This is a genomic window from Mesonia mobilis DSM 19841, assembly GCF_000423405.1.
Lineage (GTDB): Bacteria > Bacteroidota > Bacteroidia > Flavobacteriales > Flavobacteriaceae > Mesonia > Mesonia mobilis.
On the sequence record NZ_AUHX01000001.1, the window covers coordinates 79,573 to 100,381 of the forward strand.

The 20,809-nt window shown below is 36.6% G+C and carries 15 protein-coding genes; 2 read left to right on the forward strand and 13 right to left on the reverse strand.

All coding sequences use genetic code 11. The features are described from left to right. Nucleotides 1-6: 6 nt before the first annotated feature. Nucleotides 7-1,788, reverse strand: a complete 1,782-nt coding sequence (locus G551_RS0100325; protein ID WP_036243015.1) for a mechanosensitive ion channel domain-containing protein — start codon at nt 1,786-1,788, stop codon at nt 7-9. Nucleotides 1,789-1,944: 156 nt separating this feature from the next. Here G551_RS0100325 and G551_RS0100330 point away from each other — a divergent pair, with 156 nt between their 5' ends. Beyond that, nucleotides 1,945-2,850 (forward strand): SMP-30/gluconolactonase/LRE family protein, encoded by a 906-nt coding sequence (locus G551_RS0100330; RefSeq protein WP_229797293.1) that lies wholly within the window; start codon nt 1,945-1,947, stop codon nt 2,848-2,850. A 74-nt stretch (nt 2,851-2,924) separates the two neighbouring features. On the opposite strand, the gene G551_RS0100335 is transcribed toward G551_RS0100330, so the two are convergent. From G551_RS0100335 to G551_RS0100380, 10 genes are all read right to left on the reverse strand, one after another. Continuing rightward, nucleotides 2,925-4,721 (reverse strand): acyl-CoA dehydrogenase family protein, encoded by a 1,797-nt coding sequence (locus G551_RS0100335; RefSeq protein WP_027883688.1) that lies wholly within the window; start codon nt 4,719-4,721, stop codon nt 2,925-2,927. Between the two features lie 55 nt (nt 4,722-4,776). After that, on the reverse strand, nt 4,777-5,127 hold the full coding sequence (locus tag G551_RS0100340; protein WP_027883689.1) for a four helix bundle protein: 351 nt from the start codon (nt 5,125-5,127) through the stop codon (nt 4,777-4,779). Between the two features lie 45 nt (nt 5,128-5,172). Then, nucleotides 5,173-6,363, reverse strand: coding sequence for an acetyl-CoA C-acyltransferase (locus tag G551_RS0100345; RefSeq protein WP_027883690.1), 1,191 nt, complete (start codon nt 6,361-6,363; stop codon nt 5,173-5,175). A gap of 48 nt (nt 6,364-6,411) precedes the next feature. Beyond that, complete coding sequence (locus G551_RS0100350; RefSeq protein WP_027883691.1) at nt 6,412-6,768, reverse strand: four helix bundle protein; 357 nt, start codon at nt 6,766-6,768, stop codon at nt 6,412-6,414. Nucleotides 6,769-6,824: 56 nt separating this feature from the next. Next, complete coding sequence (locus G551_RS0100355; RefSeq protein WP_027883692.1) at nt 6,825-9,230, reverse strand: 3-hydroxyacyl-CoA dehydrogenase/enoyl-CoA hydratase family protein; 2,406 nt, start codon at nt 9,228-9,230, stop codon at nt 6,825-6,827. Next, nucleotides 9,230-9,682 (reverse strand): MarR family winged helix-turn-helix transcriptional regulator, encoded by a 453-nt coding sequence (locus tag G551_RS0100360; RefSeq protein ID WP_027883693.1) that lies wholly within the window; start codon nt 9,680-9,682, stop codon nt 9,230-9,232. The genes G551_RS0100355 and G551_RS0100360 overlap by 1 nt, the downstream gene beginning before the upstream one ends. A 138-nt stretch (nt 9,683-9,820) precedes the next feature. Continuing rightward, on the reverse strand, nt 9,821-11,602 hold the full coding sequence (locus tag G551_RS0100365) for an AMP-dependent synthetase/ligase (RefSeq protein WP_027883694.1): 1,782 nt from the start codon (nt 11,600-11,602) through the stop codon (nt 9,821-9,823). Between the two features lie 213 nt (nt 11,603-11,815). Continuing rightward, entirely contained in the window at nt 11,816-15,475 is a 3,660-nt protein-coding gene (gene purL, locus G551_RS0100370) for a phosphoribosylformylglycinamidine synthase (protein ID WP_027883695.1), read from the reverse strand. Nucleotides 15,476-15,592: 117 nt separating this feature from the next. Next, complete coding sequence (locus G551_RS0100375; RefSeq protein WP_027883696.1) at nt 15,593-17,476, reverse strand: endonuclease; 1,884 nt, start codon at nt 17,474-17,476, stop codon at nt 15,593-15,595. 1 nt (nt 17,477) lies between these two features. Further along, entirely contained in the window at nt 17,478-18,695 is a 1,218-nt protein-coding gene (locus G551_RS0100380; RefSeq protein ID WP_027883697.1) for an RsmB/NOP family class I SAM-dependent RNA methyltransferase, read from the reverse strand. A gap of 74 nt (nt 18,696-18,769) precedes the next feature. Here G551_RS0100380 and G551_RS0100385 point away from each other — a divergent pair, with 74 nt between their 5' ends. After that, nucleotides 18,770-19,840 (forward strand): sialidase family protein, encoded by a 1,071-nt coding sequence (locus G551_RS0100385; protein ID WP_027883698.1) that lies wholly within the window; start codon nt 18,770-18,772, stop codon nt 19,838-19,840. 10 nt (nt 19,841-19,850) lie between these two features. Here G551_RS0100385 and G551_RS0100390 read toward each other — a convergent pair whose 3' ends face one another. Together G551_RS0100390 and G551_RS0100395 are read right to left on the reverse strand one after the other, a co-directional pair. Beyond that, a complete protein-coding gene (locus G551_RS0100390; RefSeq protein WP_027883699.1) occupies nt 19,851-20,273 on the reverse strand; it encodes a hypothetical protein in 423 nt (140 codons plus the stop codon). Nucleotides 20,274-20,276: 3 nt separating this feature from the next. Next, nucleotides 20,277-20,783 (reverse strand): hypothetical protein, encoded by a 507-nt coding sequence (locus G551_RS0100395; RefSeq protein WP_027883700.1) that lies wholly within the window; start codon nt 20,781-20,783, stop codon nt 20,277-20,279. Nucleotides 20,784-20,809: the final 26 nt, after the last annotated feature.

Consider the following 20,809-nt stretch of genomic DNA (forward strand, 5'->3'; position numbering starts at 1 on the left):
TACAATTTATTCTTCTTGAGCGTTAGACTTATTTTCTTCGGAAGGAAACTCTTGCACCCGAACTCTGGTAGTAGGTAAATGAATTTCGCTTTCTAAATTGCCAATAAAATTAACGAGTTCTTCACGGAGTTCACAATGCAAATCCCAAGTTGAAGAAGCATCTTTTGAGCTGCACAAACATCTAATTTTAATTGCTTTTTCAGTAGTGTCTACTACCTGAACCACCGGCGGATGATTTTTATCCCAATTTTCATTCGACTCTAAAAGTTCTTTGAATTTTTTCCGAATTTTCTTCACATCGATTTTATAATCGGCATACAAAACGATTGGCCGTATTTGATGTGCCGAGGTAATCGACCAGTTTTCAAAAGTTTCAGAAATCACCTGTTTCAACGGTATAACCAATCGACGCCAATCCCAGGTTCTCACCACCATATAGGTAAAGCGAATATCTTCAACATAACCCCATTCATCTTCAAAAACAACGGTATCGCCAATTCTTGCTGGTTTGGTAAGAGCAATTTGAATACCTGCAATTATATTTCCTAAGGTACTTTGTGCGGCAATACCTAAAATTACAGTGGCAACTCCGGCAGATGCCAGAAGTGAAATGCCCAGTTTTTCTAAGGATCTAAACTGGGAGAGGATCACCGACGCTCCAATAATAATCACCAAAAAAGTTACAATTCTTCTAGCTACAGAAATATAGGTAAGCATTCTACGTGCCTCCGTATTTTCTTCAACAGAAGTATCGCCGATCTTATTTTCTGCTACGTAAAGCATAAAATAATCAATCATTCGCATAAAAAACCAAGTGACAGATCCAATAACAATCACCAATAAAATAGCATAAAGTGTACTGGCAAAAGCTCCTGCAAATGATATAAGATGATTTAAAAGTAAATAAAAAGCTAACACGCCCACGGCAAATCCGGCAGGTGTCGCTAATTTATTGGCAATATGATTGATCCATTTTTTATCTGATTTTAAGAATAGTTTTCGAAGAAAATAGGCGACAAATTTTCCTATAAAATAACAGATCACAAGAATAATTAACGCTCCAACAAACTTCCAAACCGGCATTTTTAGAATTTTAATTCTTGCCCAATCCGGCATCATTCGGTCTAGTTTTCGCGGACCGTAGGTTGCATAAAGTGCATCAATATTTTCTACCGTGTTTTGAGAAATAAGCCAAAAGGCACCATAATCTTTGTATTTCACTCGTTGTACTCGAAATACAATTCCGCGTCCGTCCATATCTACTTCACCAAAAACAATGCTTCTTCTCGGGTTACCGGCTACAGCTTGGTTAGTGGTGGTTTGAATATCGATTTGACCATCGGGACGATCGGGAAGTTCATCCCAATTAATATTTACACGTTGGTTAAGTACGAAATATAATTTTTCAGCAAGAATCGCGGCATCTTCTTCAGAAATATTATCAGGATATAAATTAAGATTTAGCGCATAAGCTGCTTCCTTGTATTCGTTATTTCTAGCTTTTCGAACAAAGTGCTCTAAAACCGATTGTGGAGTTTGAAAATTATATTCGTTTGGCGGTAAACCTATACTATTATTCAATCTATCTAAAATATAATAAGCTTCATTATATTCTTTAATAGGATTGCTTTTAAAACTTCCGTAATCTTCGACAGTGGGATTTTTACTAGGAAGCGAAGTATTCGTTTTTTGCGAGGTTGAATCTTGAGTTTTTTGAGCGTATAAAACACCAGAACTCAAAATGAAAATGAATAAGAAATAGGTAAAGGTTGAATAGTTTTTTGCCATAAGCCACAAGTTACTGGCTTTTTTGCATAGATTTTATTAGTGTTTTGTTAAAAAGAAAAAACGCTTCTTTTTTAATTTTTTTATTGCTTCAATAAAAAGCTTTTCTTTTTTTAATGAGTAAATTTGAAGCTTAAAATTTTTTAAAATTGAATGAAAATGAAAAAATACCTTTTAATTCTTAGCGTATGCAGCCTTCATCTGCTTACGGTGAGTTGTGAAAAACATACATCTCCTGTGAAAGATGGAGCAAAACCGGAACTAATTTCTGATGAATTTATATTTACCGAAGGCCCGGCTTCTGATAAGGAGGGAAATGTATATTTTACCGATCAGCCTAATAATCAAATTTTAAAGTGGGACGCAAAAAGTAATTCCATTTCAGTTTATATGAAAGATGCAGGTCGTTCTAACGGAATGTATTTTGACGATGATCAAAATTTATGGACCTGTGCCGATGAAAATTTTCAGTTATGGAAGATAAGTCCAGATAAAGAAGTAAGCGTTGTTTTAGACGGTCACGAAAACAAAGCATTTAATGGTCCTAATGATTTATGGATGGATGAAAAGGGTGGTTTTTATTTTACAGATCCTTACTATCAAAGAGAATACTGGGAAAGAAAATCTCCTGAGATGGAGAAAAGAAAAGTGTATTACCTGAGTCCCGATCATAAAACCGTAACACCCGTGGCAGAAGGTTTTGTACTTCCAAACGGAATTATTGGTTCTTCTAAAGATCAAGTTTTATATGTTTCAGATGTTTCAAAAGAAAAAGTGTATAAGTATCAAATACAGGATAATGGTACACTAACCGATAAAGAGCTTTTTGCTGATATGGGCTCTGACGGAATGACCTTAGATAATGAAGGAAATCTATACGTTACCGGCGATGGAGTTGTTGTTTTTGATAAAGAAGGCAATAAAATAGATCATATTCAAATTGATAAAGAATGGACAGGTAATGTTACTTTTGGTGGAGCCAATGAAGATATTTTGTTTATTACCGCTTCCGATGCGGTTTATAAACTTCCAATGAAAACTCACGGGATTCGATGGAATCATTAATATTAAATAATAAAAAGAGCTGCCAATTGGCAGCTCTTTTTCAATTTAAAAATCAAACTTAACTAAACCTCAACTTAAAAACAATACTTATTTTCTGCGATTAATTTATCAGCAATTTCAGTTCTTAATTTGACCACATTCGGGAAGTTGTCGTATTTCGTAAAACGCTTTAATCCCATTAGCATCATTCTTAATTCATCCCCTTCAGCGAAAGAAATTATTCCTTCTTTAGCTTTTGCATTAATAATTTCAACAGCATTATAAAGATAAAGTTGCGACATTGCGATTTGCTCTTTTTGTGAATCTTCGCCAAAACGTTTCGCATTCTTTTCAGTTCTTAAAATAGCCGATTCTGCCATATAAACTTCGATTAGAATATCTGAAGCAGCCAATAATAATTGCTGATGTTCTTCCAGCTGAGGTCCGAATTTCTGAACGGCGCTTCCGGCAACCATCAAAAAGACTTTTTTCAGCTTCTTGATAATTTCTTTTTCTTCTGCAAACAATTCAGAATAATCCGGCTTATCGAAAGATGGAATACTAGTTAACTCGTTGGCTACAGCTTGTGCAGGTCCTAAAAGATCTACGTGACCTTTCATCGCTTTTTTCACCAACATACCTACAGAAAGCATTCGGTTAATCTCGTTGGTTCCTTCGTAAATTCTGGAAATACGAGCATCTCTCCACGCTGCTTCCATTGGAGTATCGGCCGAGAATCCCATTCCGCCAAACACCTGAATTCCTTCATCAGAGCAATTCTGAATATCTTCTGAACAAGCTACTTTCAAAATAGAACATTCTATCGCATATTCTTCAACACCTTTTAATTCGGCTTCAGAATGTGAATTTCCGCTTTCTAAACGAATATTAATTCGGTCTTCGATATTTTTAGCTGCACGGTATGAAGCAGACTCTCCAACATAAGCTGAAGTTGCCATTTCTGCTAACTTTTGCTTGATCGCACCAAATTGTGCAATTGGCGTTTTAAACTGAACTCTCTCATTAGCATACTGAACTGCATTTGCTGTTACGCGACGTTGCGCATCTAAACAAGCAGCCGCTAACTTGATTCGGCCAACGTTTAAGGCATTCATCGCAATTTTGAAACCTTCGCCGCGACCAGCCAACATATTTTCTACCGGAACTTTAGTGTCATTAAAGAAAACCTGGCGAGTAGAAGAGGAGTGGATTCCTAATTTCTTTTCTTCTTCCCCGAAAGAAATTCCGTTTTCTTTATCGTTTTCTACGATAAATCCGGTGATGTTCTTATCATCTTCTATACGAGCAAAAACGATGAATACATTCGCAAAACCGGCGTTAGAGATCCACATTTTTTGTCCGCTAATACTGTAGTGTTTTCCATCTTCAGAAAGTACGGCTTTGGTTTTTCCTGAATTTGCGTCACTACCTGCACCCGGTTCAGTCAAACAATACGCACCAAACCATTCTCCGGTGGCTAACTTCGGAACATATTTTTTCTTTTGTTCTTCAGTTCCGTAAAGTGTAATCGGCATCGTTCCAATCCCGGTATGTGCTCCAAAAGCAGTTGCGATTGAGCCGGTAGCCCCAGAAATATAATCACAAACCAACATTGTGGAAACAAATCCCATTCCTAGTCCGTCATATTCCTCTGGTACAGCAACACCAAGAAAACCAAGTTCCCCGGCTTTTTGCATAATTTCTTCGGTAAGCGCGTAGTCTTTTTTCTCGAATCTTTCTTTATGCGGAATGATCTCACGATCTACAAATTCCTGCACAGAATCACGCATCATCTTTTGCTCCTCGTTAAAATCTTCAGGAGTAAAAATGTCTTCGCAATTTGTTTCTTTCACTAAGAATTGACCACCGCGTAATATTTCTTTATTTGCCATTTTTATTATTTTGAATTTTGAATTATAAATGTTGAATGCTTATAATTCAGTATTGTTAGACATTATTTTTTGCTGTAATTATGATTTTTGTAATGATATTGATGATATGGTTTACTTCCTTTATTTCATCTAAAACATCGAGAGTTGTGAGCTCAGAATCATTCAGTAATCGTAACCAATATTTAGTTTCTCTAGCTTCTTTTGAAGCAATAGACATCTTATTTATAAAATCTCTTTTCGATTGAGCTGCCGTGGCTTCTTCAACATTGGCGCCAATACTTGTTGCTGATTTTAAAAGCTGTTTCGAAATAATAAACTCTTTATTTTCCTGTAATTTTTTGAATAGGGAAATAATACTCAGAGAGAAATTGAAAGTTTTATCGATAATTATATTTTCTGTTTTCAAAGTTCTCCCATTTCTAATTCAACATTCAGCATTCAAAATTCATAACTAAAATACCTCATAAACCCCCGCAGCGCCTTGCCCGGTTCCTACGCACATTGTTACCATCGCATATTTATTGTTCAGGTTGCGTTTGCGCATTTCATCAAAGATCTGAACCGATAATTTCGCTCCGGTACAACCCAGTGGATGTCCCATTGAAATAGCGCCACCATTGACGTTCACCAGATCTTGATTTAATCCTAATTCGCGAATCACGGCTAGCGACTGTGAAGCGAAAGCTTCGTTTAACTCGATTAATGAAATATCGTCTTGTTTTAATCCGGCTTGTTTTATTGCTTTCGGAATAGCTTTAACCGGCCCGATTCCCATAATTCTAGGTTCAACACCAACTGCTGTATAGCTTACCATTCTGGCAATTGGTTCAAGATTAAGTTCTTTTACCATTTCTTCACTCATTACCATTACAAAAGCAGCGCCGTCACTCATTTGTGAAGAGTTTCCGGCAGTTACGCTTCCGCCTTCAGCAAAAACAGGGCGGAGTTTATTCAACACTGCTTCAGAAGTATCTTTACGTGGACCTTCATCTTTATTTACCGTATAGCTTTTGGTTTTCTTTTTTCCGTCAGCATCCACATAAGTTTGGTCGATCGTGATTGGAACAATCTGATCTTGAAAACGATCTTCTGCCTGCGCTTTGATTGCCTTTTGATGCGAGTTGTAAGCAAACTCATCTTGATCTTCACGAGAAACTTTATACTGATTGGCAACCGCTTCCGCCGTTAATCCCATTCCCCAGTAATAATCTTCGTGGCCTTCTTTCGCCAATTTATAGTCTGGTACCGGTTTATAACCACCCATCGGGATGTAGCTCATACTTTCTGCACCACCGGCAATGATACAATCGGCCATTCCACTTTGGATTTTTGCTGAAGCGATCGCAATGGTTTCCAATCCTGAAGCGCAATAACGATTCACCGTCATTCCCGGTACGTCTTCGGTCTTTAATCCCATTAAAGAAATTAAACGCCCAACGTTTAAACCTTGCTCAGCTTCAGGCATTGCATTCCCAACGATCACATCGTCAATACGTGTTTTGTCGAATTCCGGAAGTTTATCCATCATATATTCGATGGTTTCCGCTGCCAGTTCATCTGGTCTTTTAAATCTGAACACACCTCGAGGTGCTTTCCCCACGGCGGTTCTATATGCTTTTACTATATATGCTGTCTTACTCATTTGTTTTATTTTAGAATTTAGAAGCTAGAGCCTAGAGCCTAGACTTTTCTATTTTAGATTATCAATTAGTTTTCCTAACATTTTTTGTAATTGATGAATTTTATCTTCTAGGTCTTTAAAAGAATTTTCATCAAGATAACTTTCATTATATGCAACAATTAATTGGGTTTCCCACTCGAAAGCAGAGCCTAAACTCGTTTCTAAAAATTGCTTAAAATGTTTATCTGAACTTTTACTAGATCCTTCAGCAATATTCGATGGAATCGATACGGCGCATCTATTCATCTGACTAACAAGATTGAATTTTTCAAAATTAGGAAATGTCCTTGTTAACCTGTAATTTTCGCTAACAAGATTAATTCCGTCTTGCCAAACTTTTAATTTCTGAAAATTATGTCGAGCCATATTGAACTGGTCTAGCCGTCTAATATCTATTCTCTAGAGTCTTTAATTACCAAATTTTAATTCCTAAGCGGTTTCCCCTTCTGTAACATATGCTGAAGGCGTTCTAAGGTTTTTCGTTCTCCGCAAAGGCTTAAGAAAGCTTCACGTTCCAGGTCTAATAAGTATTGCTCGCTAACGTAAGACGCTTCAGAAAGATCTCCACCGGCCATTACGTAAGCCAATTTGTTGGCGATTTTCTTATCGTGATCACTAATGTATTTTCCGGCATTCATCTGGTCTGTTCCTACATAAAAAGCACCTAAAGCCTGTTTTCCAAGAACTTTAATATCTTTTCTCATAATTGGTTTCGTGTACCCATTATCTGCCATTAACATTGCGTGTTTCTTGGCAATGGCTAATTGATTATCACGATTCACCACTACGATATCTTTACCTTTTTGAAGAATATTGGTATCGTAAGCTTCGTAAGCAGAAGTAGATACTTTTGCCATCCCGATTGTTAGGAAATTTTCACGTAAACGATTCAGTTCTACATCATCTTTTTGGTAAGTATCAGCTGCTCTTAAAGTTAATTCTTTAGAACCACCACCGCCGGGAATTACCCCAACTCCAAATTCAACTAGACCAATATAAGTTTCAGCGTGAGCCACCACTTTATCGGCGTGAAGTGAAAGTTCGCAACCACCACCAAGCGCCATATTATGCGGCGCAGCAACCGTTGGAATAGAGGAGTAGCGCATACGCATCATCGTATCCTGGAAATATTTGATCGCCATATTCAGCTCGTCGTATTCTTGCTCGACCGCCATCATAAAGATCATCCCGATATTGGCGCCTACAGAGAAGTTTTTTCCGTCGTTAGAAACTACCAATCCGCGGTATTCTTTTTCAGCAAGATCGATCGCTTTATTGATTCCGTCGAGAACATCCCCGCCAATCGAATTCATCTTACTTCGGAATTCCAGATTCAATATTCCATCGCCTAAATCTTCAACAACAACTCCGCTGTTTTGGAATACAGCCTTAGATTCGCGAATATTATCTAAAATGATATAAGAGTCTTGCCCTGGAACTTTTACGTGTTCTTTCTTCGGAATTTCATAATAATAAGTATTTCCTTCTTTTACTGAATAAAATGAAGTGATACCGGCGTCTACCATTTCTGAAACCCAGGCTGCAGGTTCGTAACCTTCAGCTTTCATCATTTCAATTCCTTTTTCCACACCAATCGCATCCCAAACCTGAAACGGGCCGTGCTCCCATCCAAAACCGGCTTGCATCGCATCGTCAATCTTGTAAAGTTCATCAGTGATTTCAGGAATTCTATTTGACGCATAAGCGAAAAGTGCCGAGAAGTTTTTGCGATAAAATTTACCGGCTTTTCCTTCATCTTTAATAAGCACCTTATAACGATCGCTAAGTTTATCGATAGTTTTGGTTTGTTCTAAAACTCCGAATTTCGCGCTTTTGCGATCACGGAATTCCATTTTATCGAGATCTAAAGATTTGATCTCGCTGGAACCGTCTTCCTTTTTTACTTTCTTATAAAACCCTTGTCCGGTTTTGCTTCCCAGCCATTTATTATCCATCATTGTTTGGATAAAATCTGGAAGTTTAAACAGCTCGTGAGCTTCATCGTCGGGAACGTTTTCGTACAAGCCGTTAGCAACGTGTACCAAGGTATCTAAACCAACCACATCTACGGTACGGAAGGTAGCCGACTTTTGACGACCAATCACCGGACCGGTAAGTTTATCAACTTCTTCAATCGTCATATCCATATCTTTTACCATATGGAACAAACTCATAATACTGAAGATCCCAACGCGGTTTCCGATAAAAGCCGGCGTATCTTTAGCGATAACCGATTTTTTACCCAGAAATTTTTTTCCGTAATCATTCAGAAAATTCAAGACTTCATCTGAAGTATCTGGTCCCGGAATAATTTCGAATAAGCGTAAATATCTTGGGGGATTGAAAAAGTGCGTTCCGCAGAAATGTTTCTGGAAATCTTCACTTCTACCTTCGTTCATAAATTTGATAGGAATTCCGGAAGTATTCGAAGTAATTAATGTTCCCGGTTTTCTATGTTTTTCGAGTTTTTCAAAAACCTGTTTTTTAATATCGAGTCGTTCTACGACCACTTCGATGATCCAATCTACTTCAGAAACTTTAGCAATGTCATCTTCTAAGTTTCCGGTACTTATGCGCTTGGCAAAATCTTTATGGTAAATAGGAGAGGGCTTCGATTTTAAAGAATTTTGCAATGAATCGTTAACGATACGATTACGCACTTCTTTATCTTCTAAAGTAAGCCCCCTTTTTTGTTCTTTTTCATTGAGTTCTCGTGGAATGATGTCGAGCAGTAATACCTCGACGCCAATATTGGCGAAGTGGCAGGCAATACCGCTACCCATAATCCCAGAACCAATGACAGCAACTTTATTGATTGTTCTATTCATTACTTTGCTGAGGTTTCAGATTTATAAATTTTTTTGTTATTGATTAGTTCCATAATTGTGTTGGCCACATCTATGAATGTTTTTATATCTTTTTCCGGTACCGATTCTTTAACGGCTTCATCAAACTTAAGGACAACTCCTTTTGAAAAAGCTCTCATTTCTCGGCCGTATTCTGTAAGTGTTATTAATACACTTCTACCATCTTCAGGATTTTTTTTTCGTTCTATTAATCCTTTTTCTTGCATAGATTTTAGTGTTCGGGATAAGCTTGTGGCTTCCATTCCCATTTTAGGACCTAAAGAGGTTGATGGTGTTCCTTCTTCGGGGTCTATATTTAAAAGGGCAAACCCGGTTGCCATTGTGCTTCCTTGCTTGCCAGCTTCTTCATTATACATTTTCGCTACAGCGATCCACGTAGCTCGAAGTACATAATCTATCGTCTTTTCTCTCATATCTTTATTATACCTTTCAAATATAATAAAAAAATATTATGCACGCATAATAAAGTTGAAAAATATTTCTTTGAAATTAATCATATTCATAAAAAAACTCCTCGATAATGAGGAGTTTAACAATAACTTAATATGATTCTAGTGAACTTCGTAAATATCGTTGTAAAGATCTTGATATTTTTCTTTGATCACTTTTCGTTTCATTTTCATGGTAGGCGTGAGGTGACCGCTTTCTACCAGCCAAACATCTGGCGTTAGTCTAAATTGCTTGATGCGTTCCCACTTACCAAAGCGTTCGTTATAAAAATCTACCTCTTCTTGAATTCGATCATTTACATCACGATTTTTAATAATCTCTTCGTTGGTAGAACCTAAATTAATTTTTTTACGTTTTGCCCATTCTTGTATGAATTCAAAATTAGGTTGAATAAGTGCCGCCGGCATTTTTTGACCTTCACCAATCACCATAATTTGTTCAATAAATCGTGATTGTTTTATAGCGTTTTCTATAATTTGTGGAGCCACGTATTTACCTCCTGAAGTTTTGAACATTTCTTTTTTACGATCGGTAATTTTTAAGAAACCTTCGCTATCTACTTCACCTATATCTCCGGTGTGGAAATACTTGTCTTCGGTTAAAACTTCTTTCGTTTTTTCTTCATCTTTATAATATCCGATCATTACTTGTGGACCTTGGATCATTATTTCACCGTCTTCAGCAATTTTAACATTGCTTTCTGGTAAAGCTTTACCAACGGTTCCTATTTTGAAACCATTATTTCTCATATCGTTTACAGCAATAACCGGAGAAGTTTCTGTTAAACCATAACCTTCCATAACACCAATTCCTGCGGCATTAAAAACTCGGGCTAATCTAGGTTGTAAAGCAGCACTTCCTGAAGCGATTACTTTTAATCTACCTCCTAAAGCTTCTTGCCATTTACTAAAGATAAGTTTGCGAGCAATTTTTAGTTTGAATTCGTACCACCAACCATTTCTTTCATAAGGTTCCCATTCTAATCCTAATTCTACTGCCCAATAGAAAAGCTTATGTTTAATTCCTGATAAATCGGAGCCTTTTGCAATAATCTTGTCGTAAACTTTTTCTAAAAGACGGGGAACGGCCGACATCACATGTGGGCGAACTTCTTTTAAATTATCACTGATTTTATCGATCGATTCAGCAAAATAAATACTTACTCCGGCGTATTGATACATATAGAGCAACATACGCTCGTAAATATGGCAAACCGGTAGAAAACTAATGGCTACATTACTTCCTTTATCTAAAGGCAAGCGTGTTGCACTGTTAATCGCGTTACTTGTAATATTTTTATGTGATAACATCACACCTTTTGGTCTTCCTGTAGTTCCTGAGGTGTAAATAATGGTTGCTAAATCGTCTTCGGAAATTGAGTCTTTGATGCGATCTACTTCACCTTGATTACTTTCATCTTCGCCTAATTCTAATAACTCTGACCAGTTTTTGGTGTTCATAATTTGGTCGAAAGAATAAACTTCTTGTAAACTAGGAACTTGGTCTTTAATTTTATTCACTTTGGCTAAGACCTCTTCATCTGAAACGAAGCAATATTTAGATTCGCTATGATTAAGCACATAAGCATATTCTTCTTCAGAAATAGTAGGGTAAATAGGAACATCTTGCGCACCGATTTGTAAGATACCAATATCCATAATATTCCATTCCGTTCTGTTGGAAGTAGAAATAAGCGCGATCTTGTCGTTAGGATTAACGCCCATTCTTAGTAAAGCCCGACTAATTTTGTTGGCTTTAGCAATATATTCTTCAGTAGAAGTTCCAATCCATTCGCCGTTATATTTGGTAACTAAGGCTTGATTTAGGTTGAATTTTTCTAACTGATAATATGGAAAATCGAATAATCTTTTAATTTCAGTCATAGGAAGATGTCAATTTATATACTGCAAAATATAAAATAAACTGCTTATTTAATATTAAATATATAAAAAAACATCTTAAAAATTGTCTAATTGCCTAGTGTAGAAGGTAATTAATTTTCAAAAATGAATTTAAATATTATAAATCATCCATAAAAAAAGCTGAACCTTGGAAAAAAGATTCAGCTTTTAAGAATTATAAAAATGTATTAATTTCTATTTCTCAAGCCATTTTCTAGCATTTACAAAAGCATCTAACCAAGGAGTTACTTGATCATCTTTTCTGTCTTTTGGGTAATAAGCCCAGTTCCAGCTGAATGTCGAACGCTCTAAGTGCGGCATCATTACTAAATGTCGACCAGAATCGTCGGTAAGCATGGCGGTATTAAAATCTGATCCGTTCGGGTTGGCCGGATACGCATTGTAACCATATTTACCTACAATATTATATTTCTCTTCTGCGTATGGAAAACTGAATTTACCTTCACCGTGCGCTGCCCAAATTCCTAATTTACTACCTGCTAAACTTGAAAGCATTACAGAATTGTTTTCCTGAATTTCTACGGAAGTAAAATTACATTCAAATTTATGCGAATCGTTATGTAGCATTTTCGGCTTTTCTTGATGATCAGGATTTATTAAACCTAACTCAACAAATAATTGGCAACCGTTACAAACTCCTAACGATAGCGTATCTTCTCTATCAAAGAAATTTTTTAAAGCGGTATTTGCTTTTTCATTATAAAGAAAAGCTCCTGCCCAACCTTTTGCACTTCCTAACACATCAGAATTAGAGAAACCACCAACGGCAGCGATAAACTGAATATCTTCTAAAGTTTCGCGACCGGTAATTAAATCGGTCATATGTACATCTTTTACATCAAAACCTGCTAAATGCATTGCACGAGCCATTTCGCGCTCTGAGTTCGACCCTTTTTCGCGAATAATAGCTGCTTTAATTTTAGCTTTTCCGGTATCGATTTTTGGGAGTTTTCCTGTGAAATCTTCCGGGAATTTATAGGAAAGCGGTTGTTGCTTATAGTTGTTGTAACGCTCGGTTGCTTTGGTTTTTCCGCTTTGCTTTTGGTCTAATAAATAAGAAGTTTTAAACCAAGTATCACGGTATTGTTCAATATCAAAAATAAAGTTGTCACTATAGTTTACGATCTTTAATTCGGCAGTTTTAGTAACTAAACCAAGTTTAAAGAATTCAACACCATTTTCTTTTAAAATATTTTCTACGGAATTGTCTTTCGCCTGAAAAACAATACCACTGTTTTCGTTGAATAATACTTTAGCTGAATCTTCTTCATTCAACTTAGAAAGGTCTAATTCTGCTCCTAAATTGGTATCGGCAAAACACATTTCTAGAAGTGTAGTAATTAATCCGCCGGAAGCCACATCGTGACCGGCAAGAATTAAATCATCTTTAATAAGTTGCTGAATGGTATTAAATGAAGTCGCAAATTTTTCATCATTCTTAATCGTAGGTACTTCGCTACCGATCCTGTTTAGAATCTGCGCAAAAGAAGAACCTCCTAATTTAAATTTATCTTGAGAGAAATTGATGTAATAAACCGCGCCTCCTTCTTGCTGAAATACCGGTTCAACAATTTTATTGATATCATTACAGTTAGCTCCTGCAGAAACAATTACTGTTCCCGGAGCGATCACTTCTTTATCAGGGTATTTTTGCTTCATCGAAAGCGAATCTTTTCCTGTAGGAACGTTTACGCCTAAAGCAACTGCAAAGTTCGATAAACCTTCAACAGCATCATATAAACGGGCATCTTCACCTTCATTATTACAAGGCCACATCCAGTTGGCAGAAAGCGAAACCGATTTTAAACCGTCTTTTAGCGGAGCCCAAACCATATTGGTTAAAGCTTCAGCAACCGAATTTTTAGAACCCGCTACAGGATCTACTAAAGCAGAAATAGGAGAGTGCCCAATTGAAGTGGCAACTCCTTCTTTACCTTTATAATCGAGCGCCATTACGCCAACATTATTAAGCGATAATTGCAACGGACCGGCAGTTTGTTGTTTGGCAACTCGACCAGAAACACAACGGTCTACTTTGTTGGTTAACCAATCTTTACTGGCAACCGCTTCTAGTTGTAAAACTTGCGCTACGTAATCGTATATTTTAGAATTATCGTAAGCTAGATCGGCATAATTACGATCTACTTTTTTATCATTCATAATGGTTTTTGGTGAACTTCCAAACATATCTGAAAGCGCTAAATCCATTGGTTTTTCTCCAGTAGTTTCGCTTTTAAACGTAAATTGATGATCGCCGGTTACTTTACCTACTTCGTACATTGGTGAACGTTCACGCTCTGCAACACGCTTTAAGGTAGCAATTTGCTCTTGGCTAATCACTAATCCCATACGTTCTTGAGATTCGTTACCGATAATTTCTTTAGCAGAAAGGGTAGGATCGCCTACCGGAAGTTTATCTAAATTAATTTTTCCACCGGTATCTTCAACCAATTCACTTAAACAGTTTAAATGTCCGCCGGCTCCGTGATCGTGAATCGAAATAATTGGGTTTTTATCGGCTTCAACCATTCCGCGAATAGCGTTGGCCGCACGTTTTTGCATTTCAGGGTTTGAACGTTGAATCGCGTTTAATTCGATACCACTGCTAAATTCTCCTGTATCTGCTGAAGAAACCGCGGCGCCACCCATCCCAATTCTATAGTTTTCACCTCCTAAAATAACGATAGAATCATCGGTTTGCGGAGTAGCTTTTATAGCTTGGTCTTTTTTACCGTAACCAATACCACCGGCTAACATAATTACTTTATCGTAACCTAAATCGCGGTTATCTTCAGAATGTTCAAAAGTTAATACCGAACCAGAAATTAGCGGTTGCCCAAATTTATTCCCAAAATCTGAAGCTCCGTTTGAAGCTTTGATCAAAATATCCATAGGGGTTTGGTATAACCATTTGCGCTCCTGCATTGCTTTTTCCCAAGGTCTTTCTTCTAAACGGCTATAAGAAGTCATATAAACCGCAGTTCCTGCCAACGGTAAAGAACCTTGCCCACCTGCTAAACGGTCTCTAATTTCACCACCACTACCGGTTGCTGCTCCGTTAAATGGTTCAACAGTAGTCGGGAAGTTGTGCGTTTCTGCTTTTAAAGAAATAACCGAATCAAATTCTGTATTCTGATAAAAATCTGGTTTATCGGCAGATTTTGGAGCAAATTGCTCGACTTTTGGTCCGTTGATAAACGCAACATTATCTTTATAAGCCGAAACGATATCGTTCGGGTTTTCTTCGGAAGTTTTTTTAATGAGTTTAAAAAGTGAACTTGGTTTTTCTTCGCCATCGATCACAAAGGTTCCATTAAAAATTTTGTGGCGACAGTGCTCAGAATTTACTTGTGAGAAACCAAATACTTCAGAATCGGTTAACTTTCTGCCCAATTTTTCAGAAAGTTGTTCTAAATAATTCACTTCTTCTTTATTTAAAGCTAAACCTTCTTGTTGGTTGTAAGCTTCAATATCTTCAATTTCAATAACTTTTTCAGGCTGAAGATGAATATCGTAAATATCTTGATGAAGCTCCGGATATTTTTGCGATAACATCGGGTCAAAATCTGTAAAATCTTCAGCAACATTATAAAATTCTTCAATTCGAATAATACCGTCGATGCCCATATTTTGGGTAATCTCTACCGCATTGGTACTCCAAGGAGTGACCATTGCTGCACGCGGACCTACAAAATCTCCTTCTACAGTTTCTTGATCGATTTGAGAAGTGTTGCCAAAAAGCCAGTTGAGTTTTTGTATGTCTTCTGAAGTTAAGTTTTGTTGAACTTGTACCGCATAAACGGTAGCTGTTGGGTTCCCGAAGAAAAGAATCATAATTGGGTTATTTGCGTTGTGTTTTAAAAACGCAAATTTAACTTTTTATGATGAATTTAAGATATAAAAAAAGCGACAAAATTTTGTCGCTTTTTCACTAGTTATCGTTAATAACTTTTATTCGATAATTAATTTCTTTGTCGCGGTTTTTCCTGCTGAAGAAACTCGGAGCAAATAAAGTCCGCTAGCTAAATTTTCAACAGAAATTTGAGTAGTAGATTTTTCTTTTTTCTGAAGTAATCTTCCGTTTAGATCGTAGATCGCATACGAGAATTCAGCTTTTGAAGGTAAAGAAATATTAAATCTACCTTGTGATGGATTCGGGTAAATACTGAATGCTAATTGTTGCTCTGTTGAAGTGGATAAATTTTGTTCTCCTTCAATTAAAAAACTATCTACCGTCCAACGTGTAGCTTGCTCACCGTTAGAAGTGTCGTATTTAAAAGCGAAATATACATTGCCGCTTATTGAACTAATGTCGATATCGTTAAATTCGAAAACAATCTCGTTAGCATTACCTGATGGATGTTGCGGTATCGTTAGATTAGGAACAGCCGTCCAAGTTGCATTTGAAGGAGCGTTTGCAGCATTATAGTCTGTAGAATATAATAATTGTAATTCTGAATTACCGTAAGCTGCAACCGTATAAAAGCTTAGACTTTCTTGCGTATAATTAGCTAAGTCGATGCTATTGGTGGTAATTAACCAATCGATACTAGGTACTTGATTTCCTTGCGAATAAGAATTCATTTGAAAACATCCAGTATTATCTTCGCCAAATTCAATTTGGCATTGCCAATCTTGTGTACTTAATTCACTTACTGGCGTAAACTGTACGTTTTGGCAATCGTTAAAATCTTCAGAGAAAATTACTTCAGCAGCTTCGAGAGTGGTTACTGTTACCAGATTACTCGCACTTGAAATATTTCCGTAGGCATCTAAAGCAAAAACCTCAAAATCGTAAGTGGTTTCCGGGCTTAAGTTACTTACTAAATAAGTGGTATTTGTAGCTGAAATTGTAGCAACTTCAACACCGTCTTGTTCAATTAGATAAGAAACAACGCCAACATTATCGGTAGCTGCATTCCAGTTTAAATTTACTGAAGAATCGGTTAAGCTATTGTAGTTTAAGTTCGTTGGAGCAGTAGGCGCTTGCGTATCTGGCGTTCCCCAAACTTGTGCTACGTATTGCGGATTGTCGACATACGGATTTCTATTTCCTTGAAATGTATAAGCCGCATTATTTCTATCGATCTCTTTTTGAGAAACCGGATCTGCATTGTGCCAATCGATTAGCATCGCTAACATCCAATCTTCAAAAACTTGGTTTGAAGTTCCATTTAGCGTAGCATCGCTTCCGGCATTAGAGGTTTCCCAACCTGAAATTTGATTTTCATAGCGTGTTGCCATATAAAAATATACACGTGCAAGATCTCCTTTAAACTCATCAATAGGTTCAAAAACAGTTCCGTTATATGCATTTGGGAAGTTATAATTGTTATTCCCTTTTTTAGTTCCGTTTGTAGATGTCCAAGAAGCATTACCAACTTCACCATAAGGGAAATTACTACGTTCGCTATTTACTTTTCCATCGGTAGGAAAAATATGATGCATATCAGTTACCATTGGTGAAGCATCATTAAACCAACTTTTTGGAAATGAATGCTCACGATTGTAACAGTCGCTTTCATTTTGATAATTTCCGCATTGATCACTTCCTAAGGTATAATTATATGCGTCTGTAGCATTAGGTTTTTCAGAATAGATATCTAAAACTGTTCCGTCGTTTTCGTAATAATTATCTACATCTGAGGTATAATATACAGTCCAAAGCGCACCGTAGCTTTGTGCAGTATGACCATTAGTGATGATCGTGCTTAACTCAGACTTCAACGTATAACCGGTTAAACCTTGGGCAGAATTATAATAACCTGCAGGAACTTGTGCTTTTACTACGAATGCGCAAATAGTTAATGCGAATAAAAGTAAACTCTTTTTCATTTTATGATTTTGTTTTTTCTAATAAAGCCATGTAAAAACCGTCGTAACCACTTTCGTGTGCTAAAACAATTTTTTGATTGAGCAGTCTAAAATCTTTTCCTTCTTCACGTTGAAGAAAAGCTTCTACCTGTTTTTGATTTTCTGAAGGTAAAATCGAGCAAGTCGCATAAACCATTTTACCATTTTCTTTAACGATTTTTGAATAACGGTCTAAAATCTCTGCCTGTGTTTTACGAATGTTATCGATAAACTCGGGTTGCAATTTCCATTTGGCATCAGGATTTCTACTTAATACTCCTAAACCGCTACAAGGCGCATCGATAAGTACACGATCTGCCGTACCGTAAAGTTTTTTAACAACTTTAGTCGTATCGATAGTTCTGGTATCGATATTGTGAGCTTTGGCGCGTTTAGCGCGACGTTTTAATTCTTTAAGTTTATTCTCGTAAATATCTAATGCAATAATTTGCCCTTTATTTTCCATTAAAGCGGCAAGATGAAGCGATTTTCCGCCGGCACCTGCACACGTATCGACCACGCGCATTCCCGGTTCAACTTCAAGAAATTCTGCCACTAATTGTGAAGAGGCATCTTGTACTTCAAAAAGTCCGTTTTTAAAGGCTTGTGTTGAAAATACATTGGCTCTTTCATCTAATTCTAAAGCATCGGTATACCCTTTAATGGTGTGTGTTTCAATATGCTCTTCGAATAATGATTGCTGAAGTGATTTTTTATTGTTTTTAAGCGTGTTTGCTCGTAAAACTACCGGCGCTTGTTGGTTAAGAGCCGCAAGTTCTTTGGTCCATTTTTCTTCACCTAACTCTTCAACCCCTAATTCATCTAACCAATCTGGGATCGATTCTCTGTATTTTCTGGTTTGGTTAAGTTCGTCGAATCTTCCTTTAATTCTACGTGTTGGTGTTTCTTCTAATTGTTTCCAATCCGGAAGCTCAATTCCTCTTAAAGTGGCCCAAACGGCAAATAATCTAAAAAGATTAGGTCGTGAGAAAGGTTGCTTTACATCGGCAATTTCAGCATAAAGTCTTTTCCAACGAACAATATCGTAAGTAGTTTCAGCAATAAAACTACGGTCTCTAGAACCCCAACGTTTATCTCTTTTTAATGCTTTGGCAATTTCTTTATCTGCATATTTGTTCTCATTAAATATCGCATTTAAAGTGTCTATAACTGCAAAAACCAAGTTTCTGTGCAATCGCATCTTTATAAATTTTTAGGGCGCGAAGTTACGTAATTTAATATGCGAATAATGTTATATTTGAAAAAAATCTATTTATGAAAAGATTTAGCGCACTTCTATATTTACTATTTCTTACGGCTTGTGTAAATGTAGCTCAGCAAGAAAATGTAGCACACGAGTTTAGCTCGGTTACGGTAGAAGATATTTTTAATAAATCGGTTAGTATACGTGCGCTAAATGTAACTCCTAATCATATTTTTTATGCCGGTTCTCAAGGGCAATTTGGTTATTTAAATACCGCAGATCATTCCGTTGCTTTCTTAGGAAGAATAGGAGCGCAAGATACCGAAACCGAATTTAGAGCTATTGGAAGTACCGAAGAATCTGACTTTATACTTTCTGCCGGAAGCCCTGCACAACTTTATAAAGTGAATTATTTCGGGAAGCGGAAGTTGGTCTACGAAGAAAAAAATGAAAAAGTTTTTTATGATGCCATGGCTTTTTGGAATAATGAAGAAGGTATTGCCATCGGCGATCCTACCGATGATTGTATGTCTGTAATAATTACCAACGATGGTGGTGAAACCTGGAAAAAATTACCTTGTTCTCAATTACCAAAAGCTTTAAAGGGAGAAGCGGCTTTTGCGGCAAGTAACTCGAATATTTCTATTGTTGGCGATAAAGTTTGGTTCGTTTCAGGCGGAGAACAATCTCGTATTTACAGTTCTAAAAATAAAGGGAAAACTTGGGAAGTTTACAATTTACCCATAGCCAAGGGAAAACCAACTACCGGAGCTTATAGTTTAGATTTTTACAATCAAAATATAGGGATCGCTTTTGGGGGCGATTATACCAGACCAGAATATAATTTTAATAATAAAATTTTTACTAACGATGGTGGCGAGACTTGGGAAGTGATCGCTAAAAACAGAAAACCGGGTTACCGCAGTTGTGTGAAATTTGTACCAAATTCTGGCGGAAAAGAAATCGTTGCCATTGGTTTTGAAGGTATTGCTTACAGCGCCGATTATGGCCAAACCTGGAAACAGCTTAGCGACGAACCTTTTTATACGATCGCTTTTGTAAACGAATTTGTGGCTTATGCTGCCGGTAATAATAGAATTAGTAAGCTTACTTTTATGGAGAAAACTCCGGCAGAAGAATAAAAGCTGAAACCTATTTTTTGTACTTCTCGAGTAACATTTTATGAAAATCGTGTTCTGCTTTTTTGAGCATTAAAATCTTTTTAGAAGACATTAATTTTTCAAGTTCAGCAACAAACTCCTGTCTTAATTTTAAACGCTCCTCTTTCATTTTCATGTAAGTAGCCAGCAATTGTTCTGCTTTCGCTTCGCCTATTTCTTCAATGGTATCTAAACCATTTTTAACTTCACACCATTTAGCATCATATAAAGCTTCTTTTTTATCTTCAAATAAATTGTAGATAGGCCAAAAAGCTTGTGCTTCTTCCGGCGTTAATGAAAGTGCTTCGGTAATAAAAGCGGTTTTTAAAGACTCTATTTTTTCATCTTCTGTCTCTTGCCCAAAACTTAGGGTAGAGATCAAGAAAAAAGCGAGGTAAAAAATATACTTTTTCATAATTTATTCATCGTTGAGAAAAGAAGTCATATCGGTATTATTACTTAAATACTCTAAAATAGCTTCGTTATCAACTGTATTTAATTGTGAATGAAAATCGCTAAGATTCGCATTGTTTTTATAATCTATTTCGTTCTCAAAATCGAATTCATTTTGCTCTAAATAATCTTCGATCGCTAATCTGCTTAACTCTGAAGCTTCCGGTACGATGGTGTCTTCTTTATAGATGAAAAGAATAAATAAAGCAACAGCAGCAGCGGTAGAAATAAATGTAAATACTTTATTTCTGTTAATAGAAATGACTTTGGAAGTTTTCTTTTCTGCTGAAGGAATTTCGACTTTAAAATCTTCTAAATAATTTTCCGGAGTTTTAAAACCGGAAGATTTTATAGTTTCTAAAGTGGAAGAATTTTCAACTTCATTACGAGAAAAATCGACCTTGAAGTCCTCGAAATAATTATCGGGAACTTTAAAGCCGGTTTGTTTTGGTATGTTTCTTTTCTCTTTCATGTTTAGTTAAGACTTCATTTTCAACA